Origin of the sequence: Streptomyces sp. NPDC088116 (genome assembly GCF_044741745.1) — a bacterium.
In the GTDB taxonomy this organism is placed as follows: Bacteria; Actinomycetota; Actinomycetes; order Streptomycetales; family Streptomycetaceae; genus Streptomyces.
Window position 1 is genome coordinate 525,398 of the sequence record NZ_JBIUTF010000001.1, and the last position, 24,401, is coordinate 549,798.

Consider the following 24,401-nt stretch of genomic DNA (forward strand, 5'->3'; position numbering starts at 1 on the left):
ATGCGGGCCGCCGGTGGGGTCGTGCAGACTGGTCGGCATGCGCATCGAACTCGCCACTGCCCCCGGCACGGCCGTACGGCCCAATGAGGACTGGACGACCGTGTCCGTACCAGCGGGCGGCGAGGGTGGTGCGCTGGTCGTGCTGGACGGAGTCACGCCACCGGCGGGCGACGACGGATGTGTGCACGGGGTCCCGTGGTTCACCGCGAGGCTCGGCGGGGCGCTCGCGGAACTGTCCGGTTCACGTCGGGATCTGACTCTGGCGGAGGTCCTGTCCGCGTCGATCGCCCGTACCGCGGAGGCCCATCGCGAAACCTGTGACCTTTCTCACGTGCGTACACCGCAGGCGACGGTCGTCCTGGCGCGCTGGGACCGGGGCACCGTCGAACACCTGGTCCTGTCCGATTCCACCCTGCTGCTGGAGACGCCGGACGGTGACGTACGGGCGGTGCTGGACGACCGGCTGGACCACATCCCGCGCGAGCGGCTGCGCACGGTCGGCTCGGCGGACGCGCTGCGCAACGCGGAGGGCGGGTTCTTCACGGCGGCGGCGGACCCGGCGGTCGCGGTGAAGGCGGTGACGGGCCGCACACCGGCCTCGGAGGTCCGTTCACTGCTCGCGATGACCGACGGCGCGACCCGCTGGGTGGAGATCTTCCGCGAGGGCGACTGGGCGGACTGCCCGACCCTGGTGCGCAAGAGCGGCGCGCAGGAGCTGATCGACCGGGTCAGGGCGGCGGAGGCGGCGGACCCGGAGGGGCTGAGGTTTCGCAGGGGGAAGAGGAACGACGACGCGACGGTGACGTACGTGGAGCTGTGAGGCGGGGCCGATCGCACCCGCCGCCCTCCGGACCGAAGCCCCTCCCCCGCCCTTCCGTCCCCGCCCGTCAGCTCTCCGCGCTGGCGTTCAGCTGGTGGAGGAGGCGGGCCAGTTCGGCGATCTCGGCACGGTCCCAGTTGGCGAGCTTCTGTACGTACGACGCACGGCGCGCGTCCCGGACCCGCCGGAACCGGGCCCGGCCCTCGTCGGTGATCCGGATGAGCGAGGCCCGCCCGTCGGCCGGGTCGGGCTCACGGGTCACCAGCCCCAGAGCTTCCAGAGCGCGCAGCTGACGGCTCATCGTGGCTTTGCCGATCCCGAAGTAACCCGCGAGTTCCGTGCCGCGCTGACCGCCGGTCTCCTCCAGCCGTACGAGCAGCCCGTAGGCGGCGGGCTCCAGTTCGGGGTGGACCTCGCGCGCCATCTCGCCGGAGTTGGCGCGGGCGCGGCGCAGAAAGACCGCCAGTTCCCGCTCCAGCGCCAGGAATTCGTGGTCCACACCATTCCCCCGACCGGCGGAAGGTTCATTTTCCGTATCGCTCCTGTGCACGTCAGCACCCATCGCGCGCTTTTCCGCTCCTGAAGGTTTCTTTCTGCCGCGGCCGTTGCCGCAGCTCTGCAAGTATTTCGCAGGTTTATACCAACGGCAGCAGCGTGGCTGCCTTCCGTCGGACGGGTCTACGTGCGTAGCGTCAACGCTGGTATGCGTATCCCCACCGCATGCCGACCCGTCAGGAGTTCCCCCCACCCAGGTCTTCGGAGGCACGCAATGCCCGTGCGCAGATCCGGAACGACCGGCCGCTCGTACGCCGCGGCGACCGGCGCTCTCCTCGCAACTCTCGCACTTCTCCTCACTCACCCGGGCACGGCGAACGCCGCCGCCCCGGCCGACCCACCCGCGGACCCGGCCACCAGTGGGTCCGCGGGCCCGCTCGCCGGCCCGCAGCCGCACCGAGGCTCGGCCTACATGGGCATGGGCGTCATCGCACACGACGGCCAGGGCGGTGTCCCCTCCTCCGGCCGCGCCGTCCAGACGGAAGGCGTGGACGTCTCCGGCCACCAGGGCAGCGTCGACTGGCCGGCCCTGTGGAACACCAGCGTGAAGTGGGCCTATGTGAAGGCCACCGAGGGGAACTACTACAAGAACCCCTCCTTCACCCAGCAGTACAACGGCTCGTACAACGTAGGCATGATCCGCGGCGCCTACCACTTCGCCACCCCCAACGACTCCAGCGGCGCCAACCAGGCCAACTACTTCGCGGACGGCGGTGGCGGCTGGTCACGCGACGGCAAGACGCTGCCGGGCGTCCTGGACATCGAGTGGAATCCGTACGGAGCGTCCTGCTACGGCAAGTCGCAGAGCGAGATGGTGGCCTGGATCCGCGACTTCCTCACCACGTACAAGGCCCGCACCAGCCGAGACGCCGTCATCTACACGGCCACCAGCTGGTGGAAGACCTGCACGGGCAACTACGCGGGCTTCGGCTCCACCAACCCGCTCTGGATCGCCCGCTACAACACCTCGGTGGGCGAGCTGCCGGCGGGCTGGGGCGTCCAGACGATCTGGCAGTACACCTCGACGGGCCCGATCGTCGGCGACCACGACCGGTTCAACGGCGCCCTGGACCGCGTCCAGGCCCTGGCGAACGGCTGATCCCTCACCGGCCGCGCGCGGCCCCGACCGGACGGAACGCCCGGACGGGGCCGCGTCGTCATGTGCGAGGCCGCCAGCCGAACGGCAGCGCTTTCGCCGGGTCCTCGAACCACGGGTGGGCGCTTCCGTCCGGAGCGACCGTGAGGCCGAAGCGGTCGACGCCCGGCCTGCCGTGCTCGGTCCACCAGGTCAGGGCTCGCTCCACCTCGTCCCACAGGCGACGCGTCCCGCACTGGTGGACCGTGGCGTCCGGCTCGCCATCGCGGAACTCGACGGCGGCCCATGACCGGCTCAGCAGGTCGAAGAACCACGCCTTCCCGGCATCCTTGCCGGTCCGGTTGACGACATGGGCGCAGTGGGGCACACAAAGCCCTGTCACGAACCGGACGGACCCGTAGCGGTCCCCCAGATCCGCCATCGTGGCCTGCGTGCTGGACTCGTCGGCATCGCCGGGGAACTCCGGGACGTGCGCACGGAAGCGGTTCCAGTCGAGGCGCTGGTCCCGTAGCTTCATGAACTCGACCATCCGGAGGAACGGCCCGGTCGCATGGCCGTCGTCCCCCACGGTCAGCCGGACGAGCGCGTCCTGGTCGCTGTAGTGGGTGCCCCACGGGGCGAGGATGATCCCGCCCGGCCGTGTCTGCTCCAGCCAGCGCTTGGGGACGGCTCGCACTCCCGCCGTGACGATCACGCGGTCGTACGGCGCCCCGTCCGGCCAGCCGTCCCGGCCGTCCCCGTGGACCACCTCGGGGCTGAGTCCGGCGCGCTTCAGCGCGCCCCGGGCCTGCTCGACCACCGCCGGGTCGATCTCGACGCTGACCACGTTGGAGCCGCCCAGGCGGCGGGCGATCAGTCCGGCGTTCCAACCGGTACCGGTGCCGATTTCGAGCACCCGCGTGCCGTCGCTCACCTCCAGGTCGCGCAGCATGGCGGCCACGACCGACGGCATGCTCGCCGAACTGGTCGGCACGTTCCCCGGGTTGGTGCCGGTGTGCGCTCCGTCGTCCCACTGCGTGACGAGCGGGACGTTCGCGTACGCGGCGCGTTCCCACCCCTCGGGGTCGCCGTTTCGCGAGACGGGCACGCTGCGGCCGGTGGCCATGTCGTGCGACCAGAGAAGATCCGGCAGGAACAGCGATCGCGGCACGGCCCTGAACACATCCGCCCATGCGGGCGTCAGGGCTCCGGCTTCGAGGAGGGACCGCGCCGGCTCGTCGCCGGCGCGGCCGTCCCGCTCAGAGCTGAGCGTCACTTGCGGTGGCTTCCGTCGCCGGGCGGCATCTCACCGTCCGGGGGCGGCGGCGGGGGCGGCGTCCAGGGCTGGCCGGGGTGACCGTCCCCGCCGTCCCCGTCACCCCCGTTCCGGCACATCGGTCCAACCATCGTCAGGCCCTCCGATCATGGAAATGTGCGGCCCCATCAGGCGGAGCGCCAAGCAGGGCCTTGCGGCCCGACTCCGAGCGTCAAGCCACCTGCCACACACAGCAGTTGGCCACACAGAGTACGCGAGTCAATACATTGCGTGGCGCCGATCGTCGAACCGGGACGCCGCCCGGACACACGGACTCGGGCCCACCGCCTGAGCGTATGGACCCGAGTCGCCGCCTGTCCGTACCGGCTCACGCCGCCGCCGACATCCTCACCTCCGCCGGGGACAGGGCGATCTCCAGGACCTGGCGGACGTCCGTCACCGGGTGGACCTCCAGCTTCTCCAGGATCTCGGCCGGGACGTCGTCCAGGTCGGCCTCGTTCCGCTTCGGGATCACGACCGTCGTGATGCCCGCGCGGTGGGCGGCCAGGAGCTTCTGCTTGAGGCCGCCGATGGGCAGGACGCGGCCGGTCAGGGAGACCTCGCCGGTCATGGCGACGTCCGTCCGGACCAGGCGGCCGCTCAGCAGCGACGCCAGTGCCGTCGTCATCGTGATGCCCGCGCTCGGGCCGTCCTTCGGCACCGCGCCCGCCGGGAAGTGGATGTGCACGCCCCGGTCCTTCAGGTCGGCCACCGGCAGCTCCGCCTCGGCGCCCCGCGAGCGGAGGAAGGAGAGCGCGATCTGCGCCGACTCCTTCATCACGTCGCCGAGTTGACCGGTCAGGGTCAGGCCGGAGCCGCCCGTCTCCGGGTCGGCCAGCGACGCCTCGACGAAGAGGACGTCTCCGCCCGCGCCCGTGACCGCGAGGCCCGTGGCCACGCCCGGGACCGCCGTGCGGCGCTCGGACGGGTCCTGGGCGGACTCGGGCACGTGGTGCGGACGGCCGATCAGCCCTCGCAGGTGCTCGGCGCCGAGCGTGAACGGCAGCTCCCGCTCGCCCAGTTCGTGCTCGGCCGCGACCTTGCGGAGCAGCCGGGCGATGGACCGTTCCAGGTTCCGTACGCCCGCCTCGCGGGTGTATTCGCCGGCCAGCCTGCGCAGCGCGTCGTCCTCCAGGGTGACCTCGCCGGACTCCAGGCCCGCGCGCTCCAGCTGCCTGGGCAGCAGGTGGTCCCTGGCGATGACGACCTTCTCGTCCTCCGTGTAACCGTCGAGCGTGACCAGCTCCATACGGTCGAGCAGCGCCTCCGGGATGGCCTCCAGGACGTTCGCCGTGGCGAGGAACACCACGTCGGAGAGGTCCAGTTCGACTTCCAGGTAGTGGTCGCGGAAGGTGTGGTTCTGCGCCGGGTCGAGGACTTCGAGCAGCGCCGCGGCCGGGTCGCCGCGGAAGTCGGAGCCGACCTTGTCTATCTCGTCCAGCAGGACGACCGGGTTCATCGAACCGGCCTCCTTGATCGCCCGGACGATACGGCCCGGCAGGGCGCCGACGTACGTACGCCGGTGGCCGCGGATCTCCGCCTCGTCCCGTACGCCACCGAGCGCGACGCGGACGAACTTCCGTCCCATGGAGTGCGCGACGGACTCGCCGAGCGAGGTCTTGCCGACGCCGGGCGGGCCGACCAGGGCCAGCACGGCGCCGCCGCGACGGCCGCCGACGACGCCCAGGCCGCGGTCCGCGCGGCGCTTGCGCACGGCCAGGTACTCGGTGATGCGCTCCTTCACGTCCTCCAGTCCGGCGTGCTCGGCGTCGAGGACGGACCGGGCGCCCCGGATGTCGTACTCGTCCTCGGTCCGCTCGTTCCACGGCAGTTCGAGGACGGTGTCCAGCCAGGTGCGGATCCAGGAGCCCTCCGGGCTCTGGTCGGACGAGCGCTCCAGCTTGTCGACCTCCTTGAGCGCGGCTTCCCGCACCTTCCCGGGGAGGTCGGCGGCCTCGACGCGCGTCCGGTAGTCGTCGGACTCGTCCTCGCCGTCCTCGCCGTTGATCTCGCGCAGCTCCTTGCGTACGGCGTCGAGCTGGCGCCGGAGCAGGAATTCGCGCTGCTGCTTGTCGACGCCCTCCTGGACGTCCTTGGCGATGGACTCGGCGACATCCTGCTCGGCGAGGTGTTCGCGCAGCTGGTCGGTGGCGAGCTTCAGCCGGGCCACCGGGTCGGCGGTCTCCAGCAGCTCCACCTTCTGAGGGAGGGAGAGGAACGGTGAGTAGCCGGAATTGTCGGCGAGCGCGGACACGTCGTCGATCTGCTGCACCCGGTCGACCACCTGCCAGGCGCCGCGCTTCTTGAGCCAGTCGGTGGCGAGCGCCTTGTACTCCTTGACCAGCTCGGTCACCGAGCCGGGCAGCGGATCGGGAGTGATCTCCTCGATGGCGAGGCCCTCGATCCAGAGAGCCGCGCCGGGCCCGCTCGTACCGGCGCCGACCCGCACCCGGCCCCGGCCGCGGATGAGCGCGCCGGGGTCGCCGTCGGAGAGCCGGCCGACCTGCTCGACGGTGCCCAGCACGCCGGTGCCCGCATAGGTTCCGTCGATACGCGGCACCAGCAGCACCTGCGGCTTGCCCGCTCCCTTGCCAGTGCCGCCGTCGCCGACGCGGGCAGCCGCCTGCGCGGCCTCCACGGCGGCGCGGACCTCGCTGTCGGACAGGTCCAGCGGCACCACCATGCCGGGCAGGACGACCTCGTCGTCGAGCGGCAGCACGGGAAGCGTGAGCGGTGTGGAAGTGGCAGCCATGATCTCCCCTTCGGCAGTCAAGTTGAGCTATACCGACTCAATGCTTGTGAGTCCGAAGATGTTCCCCCGGTCGCGTTCGCTCTGAGCGATCACATCCGGGGAGGTCCCGCGCCCCTCCGCCTCGCGCGCGGGGGCCCTCGGCGGGCGACGGCGATCACCTCAGGAGGACCGGACAGCGGCACGGTCCACCGCCCTACCGGCACAGGGTCACCGGCGAGCATCACCGAGCATGTGAAGTCCGACACATCGCTCAACCATGACGACCTCGAAGGCGTCCGGCCCTCCACCGTCACGGCCGAAACGAATTGTCCCCATCCGCCCCGCCCCGACAGGATGTCCGCGACAGCAGCCGCCGACCGAGGAGGTCCCACCCGTGCACGCACCCGCACCCACACCCGCGCCCGGCCCCGACGCGGACAGGGGGCCCGTCACACTGGACCGTCGTAACGGACCGTACGGCGAAATCGTCCTGCGGCAGCACGGCGAACGGCTGGAAATCATCGCCAACGGTTGCTTCCTGATGGACACGTCCGACGGCCGCTCGGAGCGTCTGCTCATCGACGCGGCACTGGCCGCGCTCCCCCCGGAGCGCACCACCGGGCACCCCGGACAGCGCCCGTCCGTCCTCGTCGGCGGCCTGGGCGTGGGCTTCTCGCTCGCGCATGCCGCCGCCGATCCGCGCTGGGGCCGGATCGTTGTCATAGAGCGGGAACAGGCCGTCATCGACTGGCATCACGACGGGCCGCTCGCCCGGATCTCGGGCGACGCGCTCGCCGATCCGCGCACCGAGATCGTCCACGCCGACCTCGTGACGTATGTACGAACGGCCACGGACAGTTACGACGCGCTCTGCCTCGACATCGACAACGGACCCGGCTGGACGGTCACCGAAGGCAACGGAAATCTGTACGCGCCGGAGGGTCTCGCCGCGTGCCGAGAGCGACTGAAACCAGGCGGTGTCCTGGCCGTTTGGTCGGCCCGGCCATCCACCGCATTTGGTGACGCATTGCGGCATGCCGGATTCACCGGAGTAAGGACGGAAGAGATCCGGGTTGCCCGGGGCGTACCCGACGTGGTCCATCTCGCCGTTCGCACTGCGTAGCCGGGAGCCTCTCGCTGCCTCTACGCTGCTCCCGACACACAGATCTGCAAACTTCATGCAGATCGCGGAACAAGGATCGCGGAACGCGTACCAGGGGCGGGGCTATGGAGCAGACACATACCAGCCACAACGGCGTCGCGGCCACACCCGGCGCCCAGCGCCGGGTACTGGTCGTCGAGGACGATGCGACGATCGTCGACGCCATCGCCGCACGGCTGCGGGCCGAGGGCTTTCTCGTACAGACGGCGGTGGACGGCCCGGCGGCCGTCGACGCCGCCGAGGCGTGGCAACCGGACCTGATGGTCCTCGACATCATGCTGCCCGGCTTCGACGGACTGGAGGTGTGCCGCCGTGTGCAGGCGGCACGTCCGGTGCCGGTGCTGATGCTGACGGCCCGGGACGACGAGACGGACATGCTGGTCGGGCTCGGGGTCGGCGCCGACGACTACATGACCAAGCCGTTCTCCATGCGGGAGCTGACGGCCCGCGTGCACGTGCTGCTGCGCCGAGTGGAGCGCGCGGCGCTCGCCGCGGTGACGCCGCGCAGCGGCATCCTGCGGCTGGGCGAGCTGGAGGTCGACCACGCGCAGCGCCGGGTGCGGGTGCGCGGCGACGACGTCCATCTGACGCCCACCGAGTTCGACCTGCTGGTCTGCCTGGCGAACACCCCGCGCGCGGTGCTCTCCCGGGAGCAGCTGCTCGCCGAGGTGTGGGACTGGGCGGACGCCTCGGGCACCCGTACGGTCGACAGCCACATCAAGGCGCTGCGCCGGAAGATCGGCGCCGAGCGGATCCGTACGGTCCATGGCGTCGGCTACGCGCTGGAGACCCCCGCTCCATGACCCGGCCGGGGGGCGGCGACAGCCAGGAAGAAGGACACCGCGGGTACGAGGGCGACCACCGCGGATACGAGGACGACAGGGAGCCCTGGTTCTTCGGGACCGGTGGCTCGGACGGGACCGGGATCCGGCCCTTCTCCATCAAGGCCAAGCTCGGGACCCTGGTCGTCGTCTCCGTCTTCATCACCACCGGCCTGCTGATGGTGGCCGTGCGCACGGAGACGGAGCTGCGCTTCATCACGGTCTTCTCGGTGATCGCCACCCTGCTGATCACCCAGTTCGTCGCCCACGGCCTGACCGCCCCGCTCGACGAGATGAACACCGTCGCCAAGGGCATCTCGCACGGCGACTACACCCGCCGGGTGAGCGGGGCGGACCGCAGGGACGAGCTGGGCGACCTGGCCTCCACGATCAATCGCATGGCCGACGATCTGGAGGCCGTGGACCGGCACCGCAAGGAGCTGGTGGCCAATGTCTCGCACGAACTGCGGACGCCCATCGCGGCGCTGCGCGCCGTCCTGGAGAACGTCGTGGACGGGGTGTCCGCGGCCGACCCCGAGATGATGCTGACGGCCCTGAGACAGACGGAGCGGCTCGGCCGGCTCACCGAGACGCTGCTCGACCTGTCCCGGCTCGACAACGGCGTCGTACCGCTCAAGGCGCGGCGCTTCGAGGTGTGGCCGTATCTGTCGGGTGTGCTCAAGGAGGCCAATCTGGCGTCCTCGCAGCGAGGCGCGGTCTCCGGCTCCGGCAATCACACCCGTACGGATGTCCATCTGCACCTGGATGTCTCACCGCCCGAGCTGACCGCGCACGCGGACGCGGAGCGGCTGCACCAGGTGGTGGCGAATCTCATCGACAACGCGGTCAAGCACAGCCCGCCGCACGGCCGGGTCACCGTCCGCGCGCGGTGCGGCAGCCATCCCGAGTCGCTGCTGCTGGAGATCCAGGACGAGGGCCCCGGGATCCCCGAGCAGGAGCGGCACCGCGTCTTCGAGCGGTTCAACCGGGGTACGGCGCCCTCCCCGCACGGCCCCGGCAGCGACGGCGGTACGGGACTGGGCCTGGCGATCGCGCGCTGGGCGGTCGACCTGCACGGCGGGCGGATCGGCGTGGCCGAATCAACACACGGTTGCCTGATCCGGGTCAGCCTTCCGGGAATCCCGTACGCGCACGGTTGACGTAGAGTTCGAACCGTAAGCGCACGATCTCCGGGTACGGAGTCGGGGAGGGCGGGCATCAAGCCGCGGACCGGGGCGCTGCCGGCGCTTTGTGGGTGCCGGGCACCGCGGAACCCGGCTAATTTCCCGCCATTTCATACGCTGAAACCCGCCGTCAGATGTGACGTGCATGACGATGGCATGCCCGGCCTGCACCTCTCGGCCTCGTAGGCGTAGCCTTGATTCCCGCTGTCCATCACCTTGTGAAGCGGAAGAGGGCGGTTCACGCCGTGTCGTCTCAGTCCCCCAGTAACGCGAGCATCTCGACCGACGAAGACGGGCAGGGGAAGAACCCTGCCGCTGCCTTCGGTGCCAATGAATGGCTCGTCGACGAGATCTACCAGCAGTACCTCCAGGATCCGAATTCGGTCGACCGTGCCTGGTGGGACTTCTTCGCCGACTACAAGCCGGGTACGCCCGGTACGGCGGACAAGCCCGCAGGACCCGCAGCCGCGGGGGCTGCGGTGCCCGCGAGCCCGGCCGCACCCGCCGCACCGGCCCCGGCCGCGCAGGCGAAGCCCGCGGCTCAGGCTCCGGCCGCACCGGTCAAGCCCGCGGCCGCCGCTCCGGCGCCCGCGCAGCCGGCGGCTCCGGCCAAGCCCGCCGCGGCCCCGGCCGCTGCCAAGGCCAAGCCCGCCGCGAACGGTGGCGAGGCCCCCGCGGGCCCGGAGTACGTGACGCTGCGCGGCCCGTCCGCCGCCGTCGCGAAGAACATGCACGCCTCGCTGGAGCTGCCCACGGCCACGTCCGTGCGCGCGGTCCCGGTGAAGCTGCTCTTCGACAACCGCATCGTCATCAACAACCACCTGAAGCGGGCGCGGGGCGGCAAGATCTCCTTCACGCACCTCATCGGGTACGCGATGGTGCAGGCGATCAAGGCCATGCCGTCGATGAACTACTCCTTCGCGGAGAAGGACGGCAAGCCGACGCTCGTCAAGCCCGAGCACATCAACTTCGGCCTCGCCATCGACCTGGTGAAGCCCAACGGTGACCGCCAGCTGGTCGTCGCGGGCATCAAGAAGGCCGAGACGCTCAACTTCTTCGAGTTCTGGCAGGCGTACGAGGACATCGTCCGCCGCGCCCGCAACAACAAGCTGACGATGGACGACTTCACCGGCGTCACCGTCTCGCTGACCAACCCCGGCGGCCTGGGCACCGTCCACTCCGTGCCGCGCCTGATGCCCGGTCAGTCGGTCATCATGGGCGTCGGCTCGATGGACTACCCGGCGGAGTTCCAGGGCACCTCGCAGGACACCCTGAACAAGCTCGGTATCTCGAAGGTCATGACGCTGACCTCGACGTACGACCACCGGGTCATCCAGGGCGCCGCCTCCGGCGAGTTCCTGCGGATCGTGGCGAACCTGCTCCTCGGCGAGAACGACTTCTACGACGAGATCTTCAAGTCGCTGCGCATCCCGTACGAGCCGGTCCGCTGGCTCAAGGACATCGATGCCTCGCACGACGAGGACGTCACGAAGCCCGCGCGGGTCTTCGAGCTGATCCACTCCTACCGGGTCCGGGGCCATGTCATGGCCGACACCGACCCGTTGGAGTACCGCCAGCGCAAGCACCCCGACCTGGACATCACCGAGCACGGGCTCACGCTGTGGGACCTGGAGCGGGAGTTCGCGGTCGGCGGCTTCGCCGGCAAGTCGATGATGAAGCTGCGCGACATCCTGGGCGTGCTGCGCGAGTCGTACTGCCGCACCACCGGCGTCGAGTTCATGCACATCCAGGACCCGAAGCAGCGCAAGTGGCTCCAGGACCGCATCGAGCGTCCGCGCCCCAAGCCGGAGCGCGAGGAGCAGCTGCGGATCCTGCGCCGGCTCAACGCGGCCGAGGCGTTCGAGACGTTCCTGCAGACCAAGTACGTCGGCCAGAAGCGCTTCTCGCTGGAGGGCGGCGAGTCCGTCATCCCGCTGCTCGACGCGGTCATCGACGCCGCCGCCGAGTCGCGGCTGGACGAGGTCGTCATCGGCATGGCCCACCGCGGCCGGCTGAACGTCCTCGCGAACATCGTGGGCAAGTCGTACGCGCAGATCTTCCGGGAGTTCGAGGGCAACCTCGACCCGAAGTCGATGCACGGCTCCGGCGACGTGAAGTACCACCTGGGCGCCGAGGGCACCTTCACCGGTCTGGACGGCGAGCAGATCAAGGTCTCGCTGGCCGCGAACCCCTCGCACCTGGAGGCGGTCGACCCGATCCTGGAAGGCGTCGTCCGCGCCAAGCAGGACATCATCAACAAGGGCGGCACGGACTTCACGGTCCTGCCCCTCGCGCTCCACGGTGACGCGGCCTTCGCCGGCCAGGGTGTCGTCGCCGAGACGCTCAACATGTCGCAGCTGCGCGGCTACCGCACCGGCGGCACGGTCCACATCGTGATCAACAACCAGGTCGGCTTCACCGCCGCCCCGGAGTCGTCGCGTTCCTCCATGTACGCGACCGATGTGGCCCGCATGATCGAGGCGCCGATCATCCATGTGAACGGTGACGACCCGGAGGCCGTGGTCCGTGTCGCGCGGCTCGCCTTCGAGTTCCGCCAGACGTTCAACAAGGACGTCGTGATCGACCTCATCTGCTACCGCCGCCGCGGTCACAACGAGGGCGACAACCCGCAGTTCACCAACCCGCAGATGTACACGCTGATCGACAAGAAGCGCTCGGTGCGCAAGCTCTACACCGAGTCGCTCATCGGTCGCGGCGACATCACGCTGGAAGAGGCGGAGCAGGCGCTCCAGGACTTCCAGGGCCAGCTGGAGAAGGTCTTCGCGGAGGTCCGCGAGGCCACCTCGCACCCGGCCCCGGCGCATGTCCCGGACGCCCAGGCCGAGTTCCCGGTGACGGTCACGACGGCGGTCTCCCAGGAGGTCGTCAAGCGGATCGCCGAATCGCAGGTCAGCATCCCGGACACGGTCACCGTCCACTCGCGTCTGATGCCGCAGCTCCAGCGCCGCGCGTCCTCGGTCGACGACGGCACGATCGACTGGGGCATGGGCGAGACCCTCGCCATCGGCTCGCTGCTGATGGAGGGCACCCCGGTCCGGCTCTCCGGCCAGGACACCCGGCGCGGCACGTTCGGCCAGCGCCACGCGGTGCTGGTCGACCAGGAGACCGGCGAGGACTACACCCCGCTCCAGTACCTGGGCGAGGACCAGGGCCGCTACAACGTCTACGACTCGCTGCTCAGCGAGTACGCGGCGATGGGCTTCGAGTACGGCTACTCCCTCGCCCGGCCGGACGCGCTGGTCATGTGGGAGGCCCAGTTCGGTGACTTCGTCAACGGCGCGCAGACCGTCGTGGACGAGTTCATCTCCTCGGCCGAGCAGAAGTGGGGCCAGACCTCCGGCGTCACGCTGCTGCTGCCGCACGGCTACGAGGGCCAGGGCCCGGACCACTCGTCCGCCCGCCCCGAGCGTTTCCTCCAGATGTGCGCGCAGAACAACATGACGGTCGCCATGCCGACCCTGCCGTCGAACTACTTCCATCTGCTGCGGTGGCAGGTCCACAACCCGCACCACAAGCCGCTGGTCGTCTTCACCCCGAAGCTGCTGCTGCGGCTCAAGGCGGCGGCGTCCAGGGCGGAGGAGTTCACCACCGGCGGCTTCCGCCCGGTGATCGGCGACGCGAGCGTGGACCCGAGCGCGGTCCGCAAGGTCGTCTTCTGCACCGGCAAGGTCTACTACGACCTGGAGGCCGAGCGGGCGAAGCGCGGCGTCACGGACACCGCGATCCTGCGTCTGGAGCGCCTGTACCCCCTGCCGGGTGCCGAACTCCAGGCGGAGATCGCGAAGTTCCCGAACGCCGAGAAGTACCTGTGGGCCCAGGAGGAGCCGGCGAACCAGGGTGCCTGGCCGTTCATCGCGCTCAACCTGATCGACCACCTGGACCTGGCGGTCGGCGCCGACCTCCCGCATGACGAGCGTCTGCGGCGGATCTCGCGGCCGCACTCGTCGTCCCCGGCGGTCGGTTCCAAGAAGCGCCACGAGCAGGAGCAGGCGCAGCTGGTCAGCGAGGTCTTCGACGCCTGACGTCGGACGACTGTACGGCCCGGAGGGCCCGGTACCGCGAAGGTTCGCGGTACCGGGCCCTCCGGCATGTCTCTCCTGCGTACGGCTGCCCGGACGGGCACCGGCTCAGATGATCGGCGGCTCGAAGTCCCAGTAGGGGCGGTTACGGGACCGGGCCGCGACGGTGTGGACGTGCTGCGCGCCCAGCGTCGCCGCCAGGTCGTCCAGCGCCTCCCCCTCCACCTTCTCGGCGCGCTGGCCGTGCCGCAGCGCCCGCAGGTCCGCCGCGTAGGCGATGCGCGCCGAGATCGTCAACGGGTGCGTACGGCCCAGGACCTCGGTGGCCCGGACGATCGTCTCGTTGGTCAGCTCGGCGGCGCCCTCCGCGTCGCCCACGATGTTGCGCAGCGCGGAGGCGTTGATGGCGCAGCCCAGCGTCCAGGGGTGGGTCTCGCCCACGGCCCGCTCCATGTCGACGAGGGAGTCCTCGATCAGCACATGGGCCTGCTCCCGCTCCCCCACGTTGCGCAGGATCAGGGCGTGGTTGGCGCGGGTGCCCGCGACGTAGGGGTGGCTCTCCCCCAGCATGGCCAGATAGCCCTCGACGACCTGCACGCTTATGTCCGTGGCCTGGTCGATGTCGCCGTGTTCGCGGGCGAAGCAGCTCTGGCCGGCCGCGAACATCATGGTGAGCGGGTCCCGTTCGCCCAGGACGCGTTCGCAGCTCTCCAGGACCTGGGTGAACAGGGCGGCGGCCCGGCCGCGTTCGCCCGAGCGGTACAGGCAGAGCGCGAGGTTGTGTTCGGCACGCAGCGTCTGCGGGTTGTCCCGGCCCAGCACGATGCGGTGCACGCGCACGCTCTGCGACTGGAGCGACTCGGCCTCGCTGTAGCGGCCCAGGAGCCGCAGATCGGTGGCGTAGTTGATCTCCGAGTAGAGGGTCCAGCTGTGCCGGGGGCGCAGCAGTTGCCGCCGGGCCTCCAGCGTGCGCCGGTTGAGGTCCAGGGAGTCTTCGTACCGGCCGAGCAGCCGCAGTGAGATGGCCAGGTTGTTCTGGGCGTTGAGGGTGCGGGAGTCCTGGTCGCCGAGGAGTTCGCGGTAGCAGCCCAGGATCCAGCCGGAGACCTCGTACGCCTCCTCGTACCGGCCGAGTCCGCGCAGATCGGCGGCGAGGCCGCCGCAGGCCCGCAGGTGCTCCAGGTCCTTGGGGCCGCGCTCGGCGCGCAGATGCTGGACGGCGGCACGCTCGATGGCCTCGGTGCCCGCGTAGTCGCCGACGGCCCGCATGAGATTGGCGTAGTGGTAGCTCACGTCCCAGATCCTGGGATGGGTGTCGCCGAGGAGCAGCTTCCAGGCGTCCAGCGCGCGCCGGCCGAGCTTGATGCCCGCCTGGTACTCGCCGGAAAGGTACATGTAGCGCAGGCAGTTGAGGACGAGGGTGTGCATCGCCGGTTCGGTGCTCTGGAGCACGTCGGCCCACTTCAGGTGCGGGGCGATCTCCGCGTACCGGGGCCACAGCCGGGTGTCGGTCGGACGCCCGGGGTCCGCGGCCGTGAGCGCCCGGCGCACCACCTCGATGAAGTCCTTGTGGTCCTCGTCCGGCATGTCCTGGTGGACGATCTGGTGGACCATGCGGTGCATGTAGAGGGTGTCGCCGGCCGTGCCGGAGGCGCCGGTGTCGCCCACCGAGTCATGGACCTCGCGCTCGCCGACCCCGGCCGCGCGCACCACCGCGTACTGCCGCAGCTTGTTGATCGCCCGCGCCCACCGCACCGGGTCGTCGACCAGGCCGCGCAACTTCTCCGGCAGAGTGTCGGCGGGCAGGTCGCGCACCAGTCGTACGGGGATGGCGCCGGGCGCGAAGAAGGTGCACAGCCGGAGCAGGTCGACGGCCTCGGGGACGGTCTCGCGGAGCTTGTTCAGCAGTATCGACCAGCCGGTCTGGAAGGCGAGCGGGAAGTCCGCGGAGACCTTGACGACGTCCTGGTCGATCCCGTCCTCGAGAAGCTCGATGTACTGCTCGACCGACATGTCCGAGTCGTTGAGCCAGCCGGCGGTCTGGTCCAGCAGCAGCGGGAGGTCTTCGAGCGCCTCGGCGAGCTGGTCCGCCTCCGTGTGGGTCAGGCGCGGCGCACGGCGGCGGACGAACGCCACCGACTCGTCGCGGTCGTAGACCGGCACCTCCAGCAGGATGCTGTTGTGCTCGCCCCACTCCGGATTGCGCGCGGTGATCAGCACATGGCCGGGCCCGGTCGGCACCAGGTCCCAGATCTGGTCGGGTTCGTCGGCTCCGTCGAGGACCAGCAGCCAGCGGGAGTACGGGTCGCCCCGGCGCAGCGAGTCGCGTGCGGCGCGCAGCCGCTCGCCGTACTCCACACCGGTGGACAGGCCCAGGGCCGGGGCCAGTTCGGCGAGTTTCTGCCGGCAGGTGACCCGCTTGTCGGCGGAGACCCACCACACCACGTCGTACTCCGCGCCGAAGCGGTACACATACTCCGCGGCCAGCTGCGTCTTGCCCACCCCGGACATGCCGTGCAGGGTCACGACACCGGCGCCGCGGCCGGCCGCGAGGAGCGCGTGGTACGCGTCGTTGAGGAGGGGCTCCCGGCCCGTGAAGCGGGTGTTGCGGCGGGGAACCCCGCCCCACACATCAGGGGTGTCGGCCGGATAGCGGGGGCCGCGCCGGGTGTCGCCGGGGTCGGACAGCGGGTCGGCGGGCAGGCCGAGCCGGATGAGCAGGCGCCGCTCGGCCTCGGCCTCGCCGACCGTCGTCAGATCGGCGGCGGCGAGCACGGCGGTGGCGCCGGGCAGCGCCGATGTGGTGACCGTGACACCGGCGAACCGGTCGGCGTGGGTGGCCACCACCCCGCGCAGCGCCCTGTTCCATTCGTCGTGGCTGCGTGGGCCGAGCTGGAAGTACCAGTCGCTCAGCACGATGAGGACGGGTCCGGGAGCGAGCAGCAGATCGTGCAGGGACTCCTCCAGCGGCATCTCCACGGGAGGGTCCCACCGCTGGTAGACGACCGTATGTCCGCGCCGCTCCAGCCGGTCCCCGATCCAGGCGGCCCAGGCCCGGTTGAAACCGGCGAAGCTGATGGTGACGGCTCGCGGCCCGGTCGCTGCAACTGGCTGAGCAACTGGCTTACGCTCTGCGGGCATTAGACGGTCTCCCTGCGTCGTCATACGCCCTTTTAACATACCCGTGGGCCTCGCGAATCCATCCTGGCGCGCGCCGCTTTACGTTCCGTTCCTTTGGCGCCAGATCATCCGTGCGGTGCGTACGTACGCCCCCGCCCGCGCCAGGTGTCCGGCCGGGGGCGGGCTGTCGGCCAGCCGGTGATACACCGCGATCATCTCGTTGACGAGGACGCGGCCTTCGGGGGTGAGTTCGCCGGAGCCCGCGAGCACCGGCAGGACCGCGCCGACCTGCTCACGGCAGCGTGCGTGTTCGGCCCAGGCGTGGTCGCGGTGCGAGAGCCGCTCGGCGCCGAGGGCGAAACGCTGCCAGTAGTCGGCGAGGGCGAGATGCGAATAGGCGCCCTGGAGCAGCCCGTCGAAGGGCCTGGGGTCGGAGCGCCAGGGGGCGAAGTGCCGTGGTGTCGCGTCCTCGTGGTGCATCGGCGCGAGGGCGGCGAGCGCCGCGAGTTTGGTGTGCTGGAGTTCGTGTACGAGGGTCGAGGCGAGGAAGGCCGGGGTGGCGGGCTGGCTGCTGAGGACCGCGCCGAAGGCCTCGCGCCGCGTACCGCTGCAATGTGCCGCGCCCTCGCCGGTGGGCGCGGATCCCGGCGGCCGGGAGAGCGGGACGAGGCAGTGCAGCAGGGCCGCCGTTTCGGCGGGACGGTGCGCGCCGCCGATACGGAGCAGGGGCTCGACCTGTGCCCAGGACTGTGCCCAGGCTGCGCGTTCGCCGTCGTCGAGGCGGCTGACGCCGGACAGCCCGTGCCGTTCCAGACCGCTGCCCGCGGTGCGGTACGGGTGGAGGTCGTCCACCGGTACGGACATGGCGCCGGCCCGCAGAGGCGGGAGGGTGAGTACGGGCAGCCAGCGCGGGTCGGCGGACCACGCCCCGTCCGGGCCCGGCTGTACGGTGACGGGCGCCGTATCTGTCTGACGTAACGTCAGGTTGCTGTCGTGGTAGGTGATTTCGACGCCCGCGAGGTCGCCTCTTGCGGCGCCGGTGCGAAGGGCGCCCAGGGTGGGCAGGACGAGCAGTCCGTCGTGTGCCGTGAGGCGCCCGGTGAAGGGCAGCCGGGCGCGGATGGCGGCGGTGGCGGCCAGTGCGCCGAAGTGGGCCAGATCCGCGGCGAGTTCGAGGCGGAGTTCGCCTCGGTACGCGCTGTGAGGCCGGGCCGTGAGGCTGCGCAGGCAGCGTTCGGCCCAGGGGCCGGTCAGCGGGTAGAGCAGGACGGCGCGCGCGGCGGCCCGGTCGGCGCGTTCCGCGGCCTCCAGCAACGCCCAGTCGGTGCGCAGGCGTTCGCGCGCGTGAGGCGGGCAGATGGCCGCCGGTGCGGCTTCGGCGGCGTCGAGCAGGGCCCGCAGCAGGATGAGACGGCGGGTGTACTGGTCGCGCACGAGCAGGGCCAGGGCGTCGGGTCCGCCTTCGGTGCGGCCGAGTTCACGCAGGATCGCCTCGGGGACGGCGGGACGCGGGAAGGCCGGTGGGGGCGCCGATTGCATGGAGGGGATCGAGGAGGTGAAGGAGGTAGAGGAGGTAGTGGGCAGGAAGGGCACTGACGTCACCGGGCACCTCCCGTGGCCGTCGTGGCTGCGGTTGTTGTGGTCGCGGTCGTGACTGCGGTTGGTGCGGTTGGTGCGGTTGCCGTCGTGACCGCGGGTGGTGTGACTGTGGGTGGTGTGCTCACGGGTGGTGTGGTCGCGGGTGGTGTGGTCGCGGGTGGTGTGGTTGCGGGTGTCCTGCCTGTGGCCGTCGTCGCGGGCGTCTTGCCTGTGGTCGCCGTGGCTGTGGGTGTCTTGCCTGTCGTCGCCGTCCCCGTGGTCGCCGCCGTGGCCGCTTCGGCGAGCGCGGCGGCCACATGGCGGACCAGCCGGTCGAGGTCGGCGCAGTACACGGACGGGTGGGCGAAGCCGTGTCCGGCGCGGTAGCGGTGGGCGTAGTGGCCGCCGCCGCAGACCGTGAGCAGCGGGCAGGCGCGGCAGACGGCGGCGAGCGCCCCCGCGCCGGCCTGCCGGGCGGCGACCCCCGGATGGCGCAGGGCGTCGTCGAAGGTGTGCCGGAAGATGTCGAGACCGGTGGCGGCGGCCGTGTCGTAGGCGGACTTGAGGGAGTCGACCTGTTCGATGGCGCCGTCGGTCTCGACCACGATCGCGTTGACGGGGTCGAGACCGAGGGACTCGGTGGCCCCGGGCAGCCCCAGCAGCAGCGCGACGCACTCCTCGAAGAGCCGGATCCGGGTCTCCCGGCGGCCCGCCCGCCACCAGCGGCCGAAGACCGCGCACAGCCAATCGCCGTACGGGGTGGGGTGGTTGGCGCCCGGGGTCCGGCCGTCGGGGACGCCGCCGGGCAGGCCGGGGGGCGGGGTGGTCCAGTTGCCGTGCGGCAGCAGCAGATCGAGGGCGGGGGGCCGCAGCGCCAGCAGCGACTCGTACATCTCGACCGGGTCGGTCCTCGGGTCGACGACGGTGAGGATGCCCGCGTACGCCTCGGGGCGGTGCGCGGCGAGCAGCCGGGCGCCGCGTGCGGCGGCGGGCCAGGAGGGGCGTCCGGCGTGGTCGACCCGGAGGGTGTTGTGGGCGGGCAGACCGCCGTCGAGGCTGATGCCGACACGTATGGAGTGCCGGGCGAGGGTGGCGATCCGGGCCTCGGTGAGCAGGGTGGCGTTGGTCTGCACGGTCGCGTGGACCGTACGGCCGGGCCCCACCCTCTCGCGTACGCGCCCGGCGAAGGCGGCCAGTCGGCCGGCGCCCGCGAGCAGGGGTTCCCCGCCGTGCAGGACGAGGGAGATCTCGCTCAGGGAGTGGGCGGTGGTGTGTTCGGCGATGCGGTCCGCCGTGCGGTCCAGGACGGCGGGCGACGCGGCGGCGGGGCGCTCGCGCCAGGTGCGGTCGGGCCCGGCGTACAGATAGCAGTAACGGCACGCGAGGTTGCACCGGCCGTGTACCTTGACGATGAACTGCCCGAAGGGAACGGGCCGTTCACCGATGGCGAGATAGGCTTCCGGCACCGTTCGCGGGCCACCTGTCGCCACCGGCATATGCTGCGGTCCCGCGATTCCCGGTGCCACCGGACCACGCGGTACCGCCCGTCGAGACACTGCGAACCCCCATGCTGTACGGCGTCGCCGGCTGGGGCCCTGTCTGACGGAACGCGGACAACTCGCCCTAGCCGAGGGCGTGTTTCCCGGTAGCACCGGGGCGACAAACCCGTGTCGGGCCAGGTTGTCCTGTTCGACGGCGCCTTGGACCGAAACCGTGTACTACGAAGCCGTACAGCCGTGTACCGCACGGCCGTACGCCCCCGTGTACCACGAAGGCGTACCACCGTGTGCCGCGCCGCCGTACACCCCCGTAAAAGCCCCCCCGTACACCCCCATGCACCACGAAGCCGTACGGCAGTGAACCGCGCGGCCCGGCACCCCCGCGTGCACGACGAAGCCGTACCGCCTTCCCGTGTCAGAAGGCGTTGTTGAAACCCCAGAGCATTTCCCGGGGCTGCTCGGAGCGGCCACGGAGATCCGCCACCACCTCCGTCAGCACCGGGTGGTCCAGGGTCCGCAGCGTCGCCAGATCCAGCTCCAGCAGATCCGGCAGCTGACCGGGGCCGCCGGTCCCCTCAGCCGCGCCGCCCCCGACGGGACCGTCCCGCCCGTCGTCTTCCTCGTTGTACGCCACGTCGCTCATCACGTCTCACGTCTCCCCGCTGCCGTCGTGCCCGGTCCTCGTGCCCGATTGATCCGCGTTGCCGCGCCCGCCCCTCACGCCCGCCCCCTCGCTCCCGGTCGTTCAACTCTCTGCCCGGCGCTCCCGTTCAGCGCTCCAGCTCGGCGAGCCGGTCCGCCGTCGACCGGGCCGCCTCGCCACCGCCGTCGGGCAGTTTGCGCCATTCCGCACGGGCCGCCCGGTACGCCTCGCGCGCGGCCCGGGGCCGTCCCGCGCCCTCGTAGGTCGTGCCCCGCCAGTGGTTCGCCTCGGCCCGTAGCGCGACCGCTTCCAGCTGCTGCCCGGCATTGTCGGCCTCCGCCTCCGCCACCCTGGCCGCGTCCGCCGCGTCCCGGAACGCCTCGGCCGCGTCGTCCAGCCGGGCCGGCCGGTGGAACGTCCGGGACGCGTCGAGATGCGAGCGGCCCAGCTCCAGCCAGCAGCGGGCCTCGGTCAGCGGTTCGCGCGCCTCCTGCGCCGCGAGCCCGAAGAGATGCTCGGCCTCCCGCAGATCCACCCGGTCACCGCTCAACCGGTGCCGCAGCATGAGAGCCTGACCGAGCATCAGCAGCCGTTCGGCCTGCCGCGCGGTGCCAGTGGCCGTTTCCGTACGGCAGTCGCGCAGCACCCGGACCGCCGCGCCCGTGAACTCGGCTCCGTCCGGCAGCTCCGCGCGCACCAGCAGTGTCCTGCCCCATTCGGCGAGCAGATCCGCGTGGGCCCGGGAGTCGCGCGCGGTGCCGCGCGCCGCCCGGCCGAAGTACTCGGCGGCCTCTTCGAGATCGGCCGGGTCCCCGGAGCGTTCGTACCGGGCGAGCCGCACCCGCGCCGCCCGGCTCCTGAGCGAGGCCAGCAGCCGCTCGTCGCGTACGGTCGCCAGCGCCTGCTCGACCAGCGTCCCCGCCTCGTCCAGACCTTCGCCGGACCGCAGCAAGGCGTCCACCAGGTCGAGCAGGATCCGGGCGTGGGTGCCCACCGTGTGCTGGCCGCCGCCGGGCGCCATCGCCTTGCGCAGCGACCGCGCGGCCTGTCCCGCGTACACCTGGGCCTGTTCGACATCGCTGGTCGCGCCGGAGAGCCGGAGCAGGGTACGGCCGTGGGCCAGGGGCAGTCCGGCGGGACGGTTCTCCTGGTCGGGCCAGACGTCGGCGAACGCCTCCAGCATGCCGATCGCGCCCTGGAGCAGCGCGCTGTCACCGCCGAGCAGCCACTGCGCCTCCAGGGCCCGCACCCGCTCCAGGGTGAGCCGCAGCGCCTCGCCGGGCTCCAGCCCCGGCGCCGCGCAGGCGACGGTGTACTCGCGGTCGGCGCGGCGCAGCAGTTCCAGAGCCCCGCGCCGGTCTCCGTGCCTGCGCCGGTCGTCGGCGGCGGCGTGCAACACCTGGGCCAGCACGGCCCGTTCACGTACCGCCCGGGGATGCGCGGCGGAGCGCTCGGCCGCGCGCTGGGCGTCGTGCAGCAGGTCGCCGCCGCCCTGGACCTCCCACAGCCGCAGCAGACAGCGGGCGTACTCCGCCCACAGCTCGGGGTCGGAGCCGGAACCGGCGGCCGATTCCTCGCGTTCGGTGGCGCTCCGCAGCAGCTGGACGGCGTCGATCAGGTACTGCACCATGCTGTCCGACTCGAACTGGCGGAGCAGTCCGCGCGCGCTCTCCACCGCGGCGTTCGTGGTCGAGGTGTGGGCGTCGGGTCCGCCGTTGTTGCCGTAGAGCGCGAACTGTTCCGGCAGCGGCATGAAGCGCTCCAGAACCCGGGCGGCGACCTCCGCGAAGGGGTGCGGGACCCGCGGACCGCCGCCGCCCGGACCGCCGCTGCGCCCGTTCTCGCCCTCCTCGCCCTCTTCTCTCTCGCCGCCGAACGCGTCGTCCTCGTCGAGACCGCGCGGGTAGAGGGGGCCGTGGCTGCCGTCGCCCAACTGCGCGAGGGCCAGGGCGGGGAAGTTCGGTCCGCCCCTGCCGAATCTCTGCTCTATGTACTCCGAGCAGTGCTTGAGGACCAGCAGCGCCTCGTCCCGCCCCAGGGGCCCCAGCAGCGCCTCCTGCACGCCCGGCGCGAACTCGTACCAGGGGCCGTCGTCCGTGCCGTCGCCCTTGCTGCGCGTGAGCAGCCCGCTGAGCAGCACCTCCGCGAGTTCCGAGGGTCCCGAGTCGGGCAGCATCGTCCGCTGCACCAGCTGCATCACCGGCAGGTACAGGGGCGCCGCCGCGAGATAGACCGCCAGCTGCCCGGCCACCGGGGAGGCCGCCGAGCGGAACCGGCTGACCATCTGGAGCGAGGACATCCGGGCGCCGGCCCGGGGCGCGGGCGCCGCCGGCTGGTCGGAGCGCACCCAGCCGACCGCGCCGGAGATCCGGCCCGCGCCGGTGCCGGAGAGCAGCCGGGCCCAGGCGCCGAGAGCGCCCGCGACCGGTGGCAGGACGGGGATCGCGACGGCTCCCGGACTCGCGGCGGGCGCCGAGGCGGCCTCGCCGCTCACTTTCAGTACGGTGGCCCCGGTCAGCCCTTCGCCACGGGCCAGCACACCGTAGGTGACGGGCAGCCGGGTGCGGTTCCACATGCGCTGCGGCAGCGGTTGCAGTACGGCGGTGGGCCCCTGGCGGCCGAGCTGGTGCAGCAGCCGGTGGGCGCGCCCGCTGTGCCAGAGCGGCCCGGCGCAGTCGCTGACGACGACCGTGACGCGGCGCCCGGTCGGATCGCTGAGCCGGTCGGCGGAGTTCAGCGGCGCGGCGGCCGGGTCGGGGCTCCTGCTGACGGCCGGCGCGCCGTCGGGCGCCTGGTGCAAATAGCGCACCTGCACGTCCCTGAAGGCCCCCAACTGGCCGAAAATCTCATGGAGTTCGGTGAAGAGCCGCTCCCAGACGCGCATGGACGACGAGGCATCCATGACCAACTGGAGAACCGCCTCGCCCCGGGACGCCCCGCGGAAGACCGGGATGATCAGCCCGCCGGCCCGCGCGCTCAGCTCAACTGTCGCCACCTCATCGAGGGTACGTCGCAGCGGCGGCGCGGCCGGGCAGTAACGCTGAATGGGACGTAGAGCACGCTGGAATTCGAGCGGGGCGGGCAGCGCGGGAGCCGCGGGTACCCCGAGGGTGACAGCGGTGGCGCCCCCGGCCCCGACCCGCCGGGTGTGGTGGCGCGGTACGGGATGGAGGGCGATCCGGCGGTCGGCACGCCCCAGGTCCGGCTTCTCTGCTGGCTCGTCCACCGGGCCGGTCTCCTGAGTACGGTCGGGACCGACGGCCGGTGCGACGGCCGGCCGGCCGGGACCCTTCAGCTGCGTATCGGTGCGCGGCTCCGCGTCGCTGTCCTCGCCGGACGGCCGCTGCTCCTGTCCCCGGCCGGTCCATCGGGCCAGCCAGAGAGCGTCGCAGAGCTGTTCGGTGTCGGGGTCGAGTCCGGCCTCGCGCAGCCGGACGACGAGTGCGGTCAGCAGAGCACTGTCGTACGGTAACGGCCCGACCGCGCTCTTGCCGCCGTCGACGACGTTGTTCGGCCGAGTCGGCCCGTCCGCGCGAACCTGATCCGGTGCCCCGGTGGCACCGAGTGTCCCGGCGGGACCGGGTGTCCCGGCGGGACCGGGTGTCCCGGCGGGACCGGGTGCGGCGGCAGGATCGCCTGCCCCGGTGGGACCGCCTGCCCCGGCTGTCGCGGCTGTCGCGGCTGTCGCGGAAGAACCGCCGACGCCGTCCCGGTCATCTGTCCACATCCGATCACCTGTCCGACCGTCCTCGGGGCCGCCCGCCGCGCCGTCCGCCTGCCCCTCCGGCACGGCATGCCCACGTCCCGGTTCCGGCTCGCCGTCCGGGTCCCGCCCTGCCGCGACGTCGGACATCAGCG

General features: G+C 71.6%; 13 protein-coding genes and 1 pseudogene. 6 read left to right on the forward strand and 8 right to left on the reverse strand.

Annotated elements, in window-relative coordinates; all coding sequences use genetic code 11:
- The first annotated feature begins 37 nt into the window (after nucleotides 1-37).
- Nucleotides 38-820, forward strand: a complete 783-nt coding sequence (locus tag ACIOJD_RS02290) for a protein phosphatase 2C domain-containing protein (protein WP_401907785.1) — start codon at nucleotides 38-40, stop codon at nucleotides 818-820.
- A 67-nt stretch (nucleotides 821-887) separates the two neighbouring features.
- Here the strand turns inward: ACIOJD_RS02290 and ACIOJD_RS02295 are convergent, their stop codons facing one another.
- Nucleotides 888-1,382, reverse strand: a complete 495-nt coding sequence (locus ACIOJD_RS02295) for a MarR family winged helix-turn-helix transcriptional regulator (protein WP_401907786.1) — start codon at nucleotides 1,380-1,382, stop codon at nucleotides 888-890.
- 207 nt (nucleotides 1,383-1,589) lie between these two features.
- Between ACIOJD_RS02295 and ACIOJD_RS02300 the strand changes: the two genes are divergently transcribed.
- Nucleotides 1,590-2,474 (forward strand): lysozyme, encoded by an 885-nt coding sequence (locus ACIOJD_RS02300; protein WP_401907787.1) that lies wholly within the window; start codon nucleotides 1,590-1,592, stop codon nucleotides 2,472-2,474.
- Nucleotides 2,475-2,532: 58 nt separating this feature from the next.
- Here ACIOJD_RS02300 and ACIOJD_RS02305 read toward each other — a convergent pair whose 3' ends face one another.
- Both ACIOJD_RS02305 and lon read right to left on the reverse strand, forming a co-directional pair.
- On the reverse strand, nucleotides 2,533-3,726 hold the full coding sequence (locus ACIOJD_RS02305) for a methyltransferase domain-containing protein (protein ID WP_401907788.1): 1,194 nt from the start codon (nucleotides 3,724-3,726) through the stop codon (nucleotides 2,533-2,535).
- Between the two features lie 367 nt (nucleotides 3,727-4,093).
- The gene (lon, locus tag ACIOJD_RS02310) at nucleotides 4,094-6,517 is read right to left on the reverse strand and encodes an endopeptidase La (RefSeq protein ID WP_401907789.1); all 2,424 of its coding nucleotides are present in this window, start codon (nucleotides 6,515-6,517) and stop codon (nucleotides 4,094-4,096) included.
- A 373-nt stretch (nucleotides 6,518-6,890) separates the two neighbouring features.
- Between lon and ACIOJD_RS02315 the strand changes: the two genes are divergently transcribed.
- The 4 genes from ACIOJD_RS02315 to ACIOJD_RS02330 all read left to right on the forward strand — a co-directional run bounded on the left by ACIOJD_RS02315 (nucleotide 6,891) and on the right by ACIOJD_RS02330 (nucleotide 13,706).
- Nucleotides 6,891-7,619, forward strand: coding sequence for a spermidine synthase (locus tag ACIOJD_RS02315; RefSeq protein ID WP_401907790.1), 729 nt, complete (start codon nucleotides 6,891-6,893; stop codon nucleotides 7,617-7,619).
- Between the two features lie 104 nt (nucleotides 7,620-7,723).
- Nucleotides 7,724-8,461 (forward strand): response regulator transcription factor, encoded by a 738-nt coding sequence (locus tag ACIOJD_RS02320; RefSeq protein WP_401907791.1) that lies wholly within the window; start codon nucleotides 7,724-7,726, stop codon nucleotides 8,459-8,461.
- Between the two features lie 122 nt (nucleotides 8,462-8,583).
- Entirely contained in the window at nucleotides 8,584-9,639 is a 1,056-nt protein-coding gene (locus ACIOJD_RS02325) for an ATP-binding protein (RefSeq protein ID WP_401908890.1), read from the forward strand.
- Between the two features lie 269 nt (nucleotides 9,640-9,908).
- Nucleotides 9,909-13,706: a multifunctional oxoglutarate decarboxylase/oxoglutarate dehydrogenase thiamine pyrophosphate-binding subunit/dihydrolipoyllysine-residue succinyltransferase subunit gene (locus tag ACIOJD_RS02330; protein ID WP_401907792.1), complete on the forward strand. Its 3,798-nt coding sequence runs from the start codon at nucleotides 9,909-9,911 to the stop codon at nucleotides 13,704-13,706.
- 105 nt (nucleotides 13,707-13,811) lie between these two features.
- On the opposite strand, the gene fxsT is transcribed toward ACIOJD_RS02330, so the two are convergent.
- From fxsT to ACIOJD_RS02355, 5 genes and pseudogenes are all read right to left on the reverse strand, one after another.
- Nucleotides 13,812-16,844, reverse strand: coding sequence for an FxSxx-COOH system tetratricopeptide repeat protein (fxsT, locus tag ACIOJD_RS02335; RefSeq protein ID WP_401907793.1), 3,033 nt, complete (start codon nucleotides 16,842-16,844; stop codon nucleotides 13,812-13,814).
- Nucleotides 16,845-16,922: 78 nt separating this feature from the next.
- A complete protein-coding gene (locus ACIOJD_RS02340; RefSeq protein WP_401907794.1) occupies nucleotides 16,923-18,362 on the reverse strand; it encodes an aKG-HExxH-type peptide beta-hydroxylase in 1,440 nt (479 codons plus the stop codon).
- Between the two features lie 323 nt (nucleotides 18,363-18,685).
- Nucleotides 18,686-19,897: pseudogene (locus ACIOJD_RS02345) on the reverse strand (FxsB family cyclophane-forming radical SAM/SPASM peptide maturase); the annotation flags it as partial.
- 418 nt (nucleotides 19,898-20,315) lie between these two features.
- On the reverse strand, nucleotides 20,316-20,543 hold the full coding sequence (gene fxsA / locus ACIOJD_RS02350) for an FxSxx-COOH cyclophane-containing RiPP peptide (protein ID WP_401907795.1): 228 nt from the start codon (nucleotides 20,541-20,543) through the stop codon (nucleotides 20,316-20,318).
- A gap of 127 nt (nucleotides 20,544-20,670) precedes the next feature.
- The gene (locus ACIOJD_RS02355) at nucleotides 20,671-24,396 is read right to left on the reverse strand and encodes an SAV_2336 N-terminal domain-related protein (protein ID WP_401907796.1); all 3,726 of its coding nucleotides are present in this window, start codon (nucleotides 24,394-24,396) and stop codon (nucleotides 20,671-20,673) included.
- Nucleotides 24,397-24,401 lie beyond the last annotated feature (5 nt).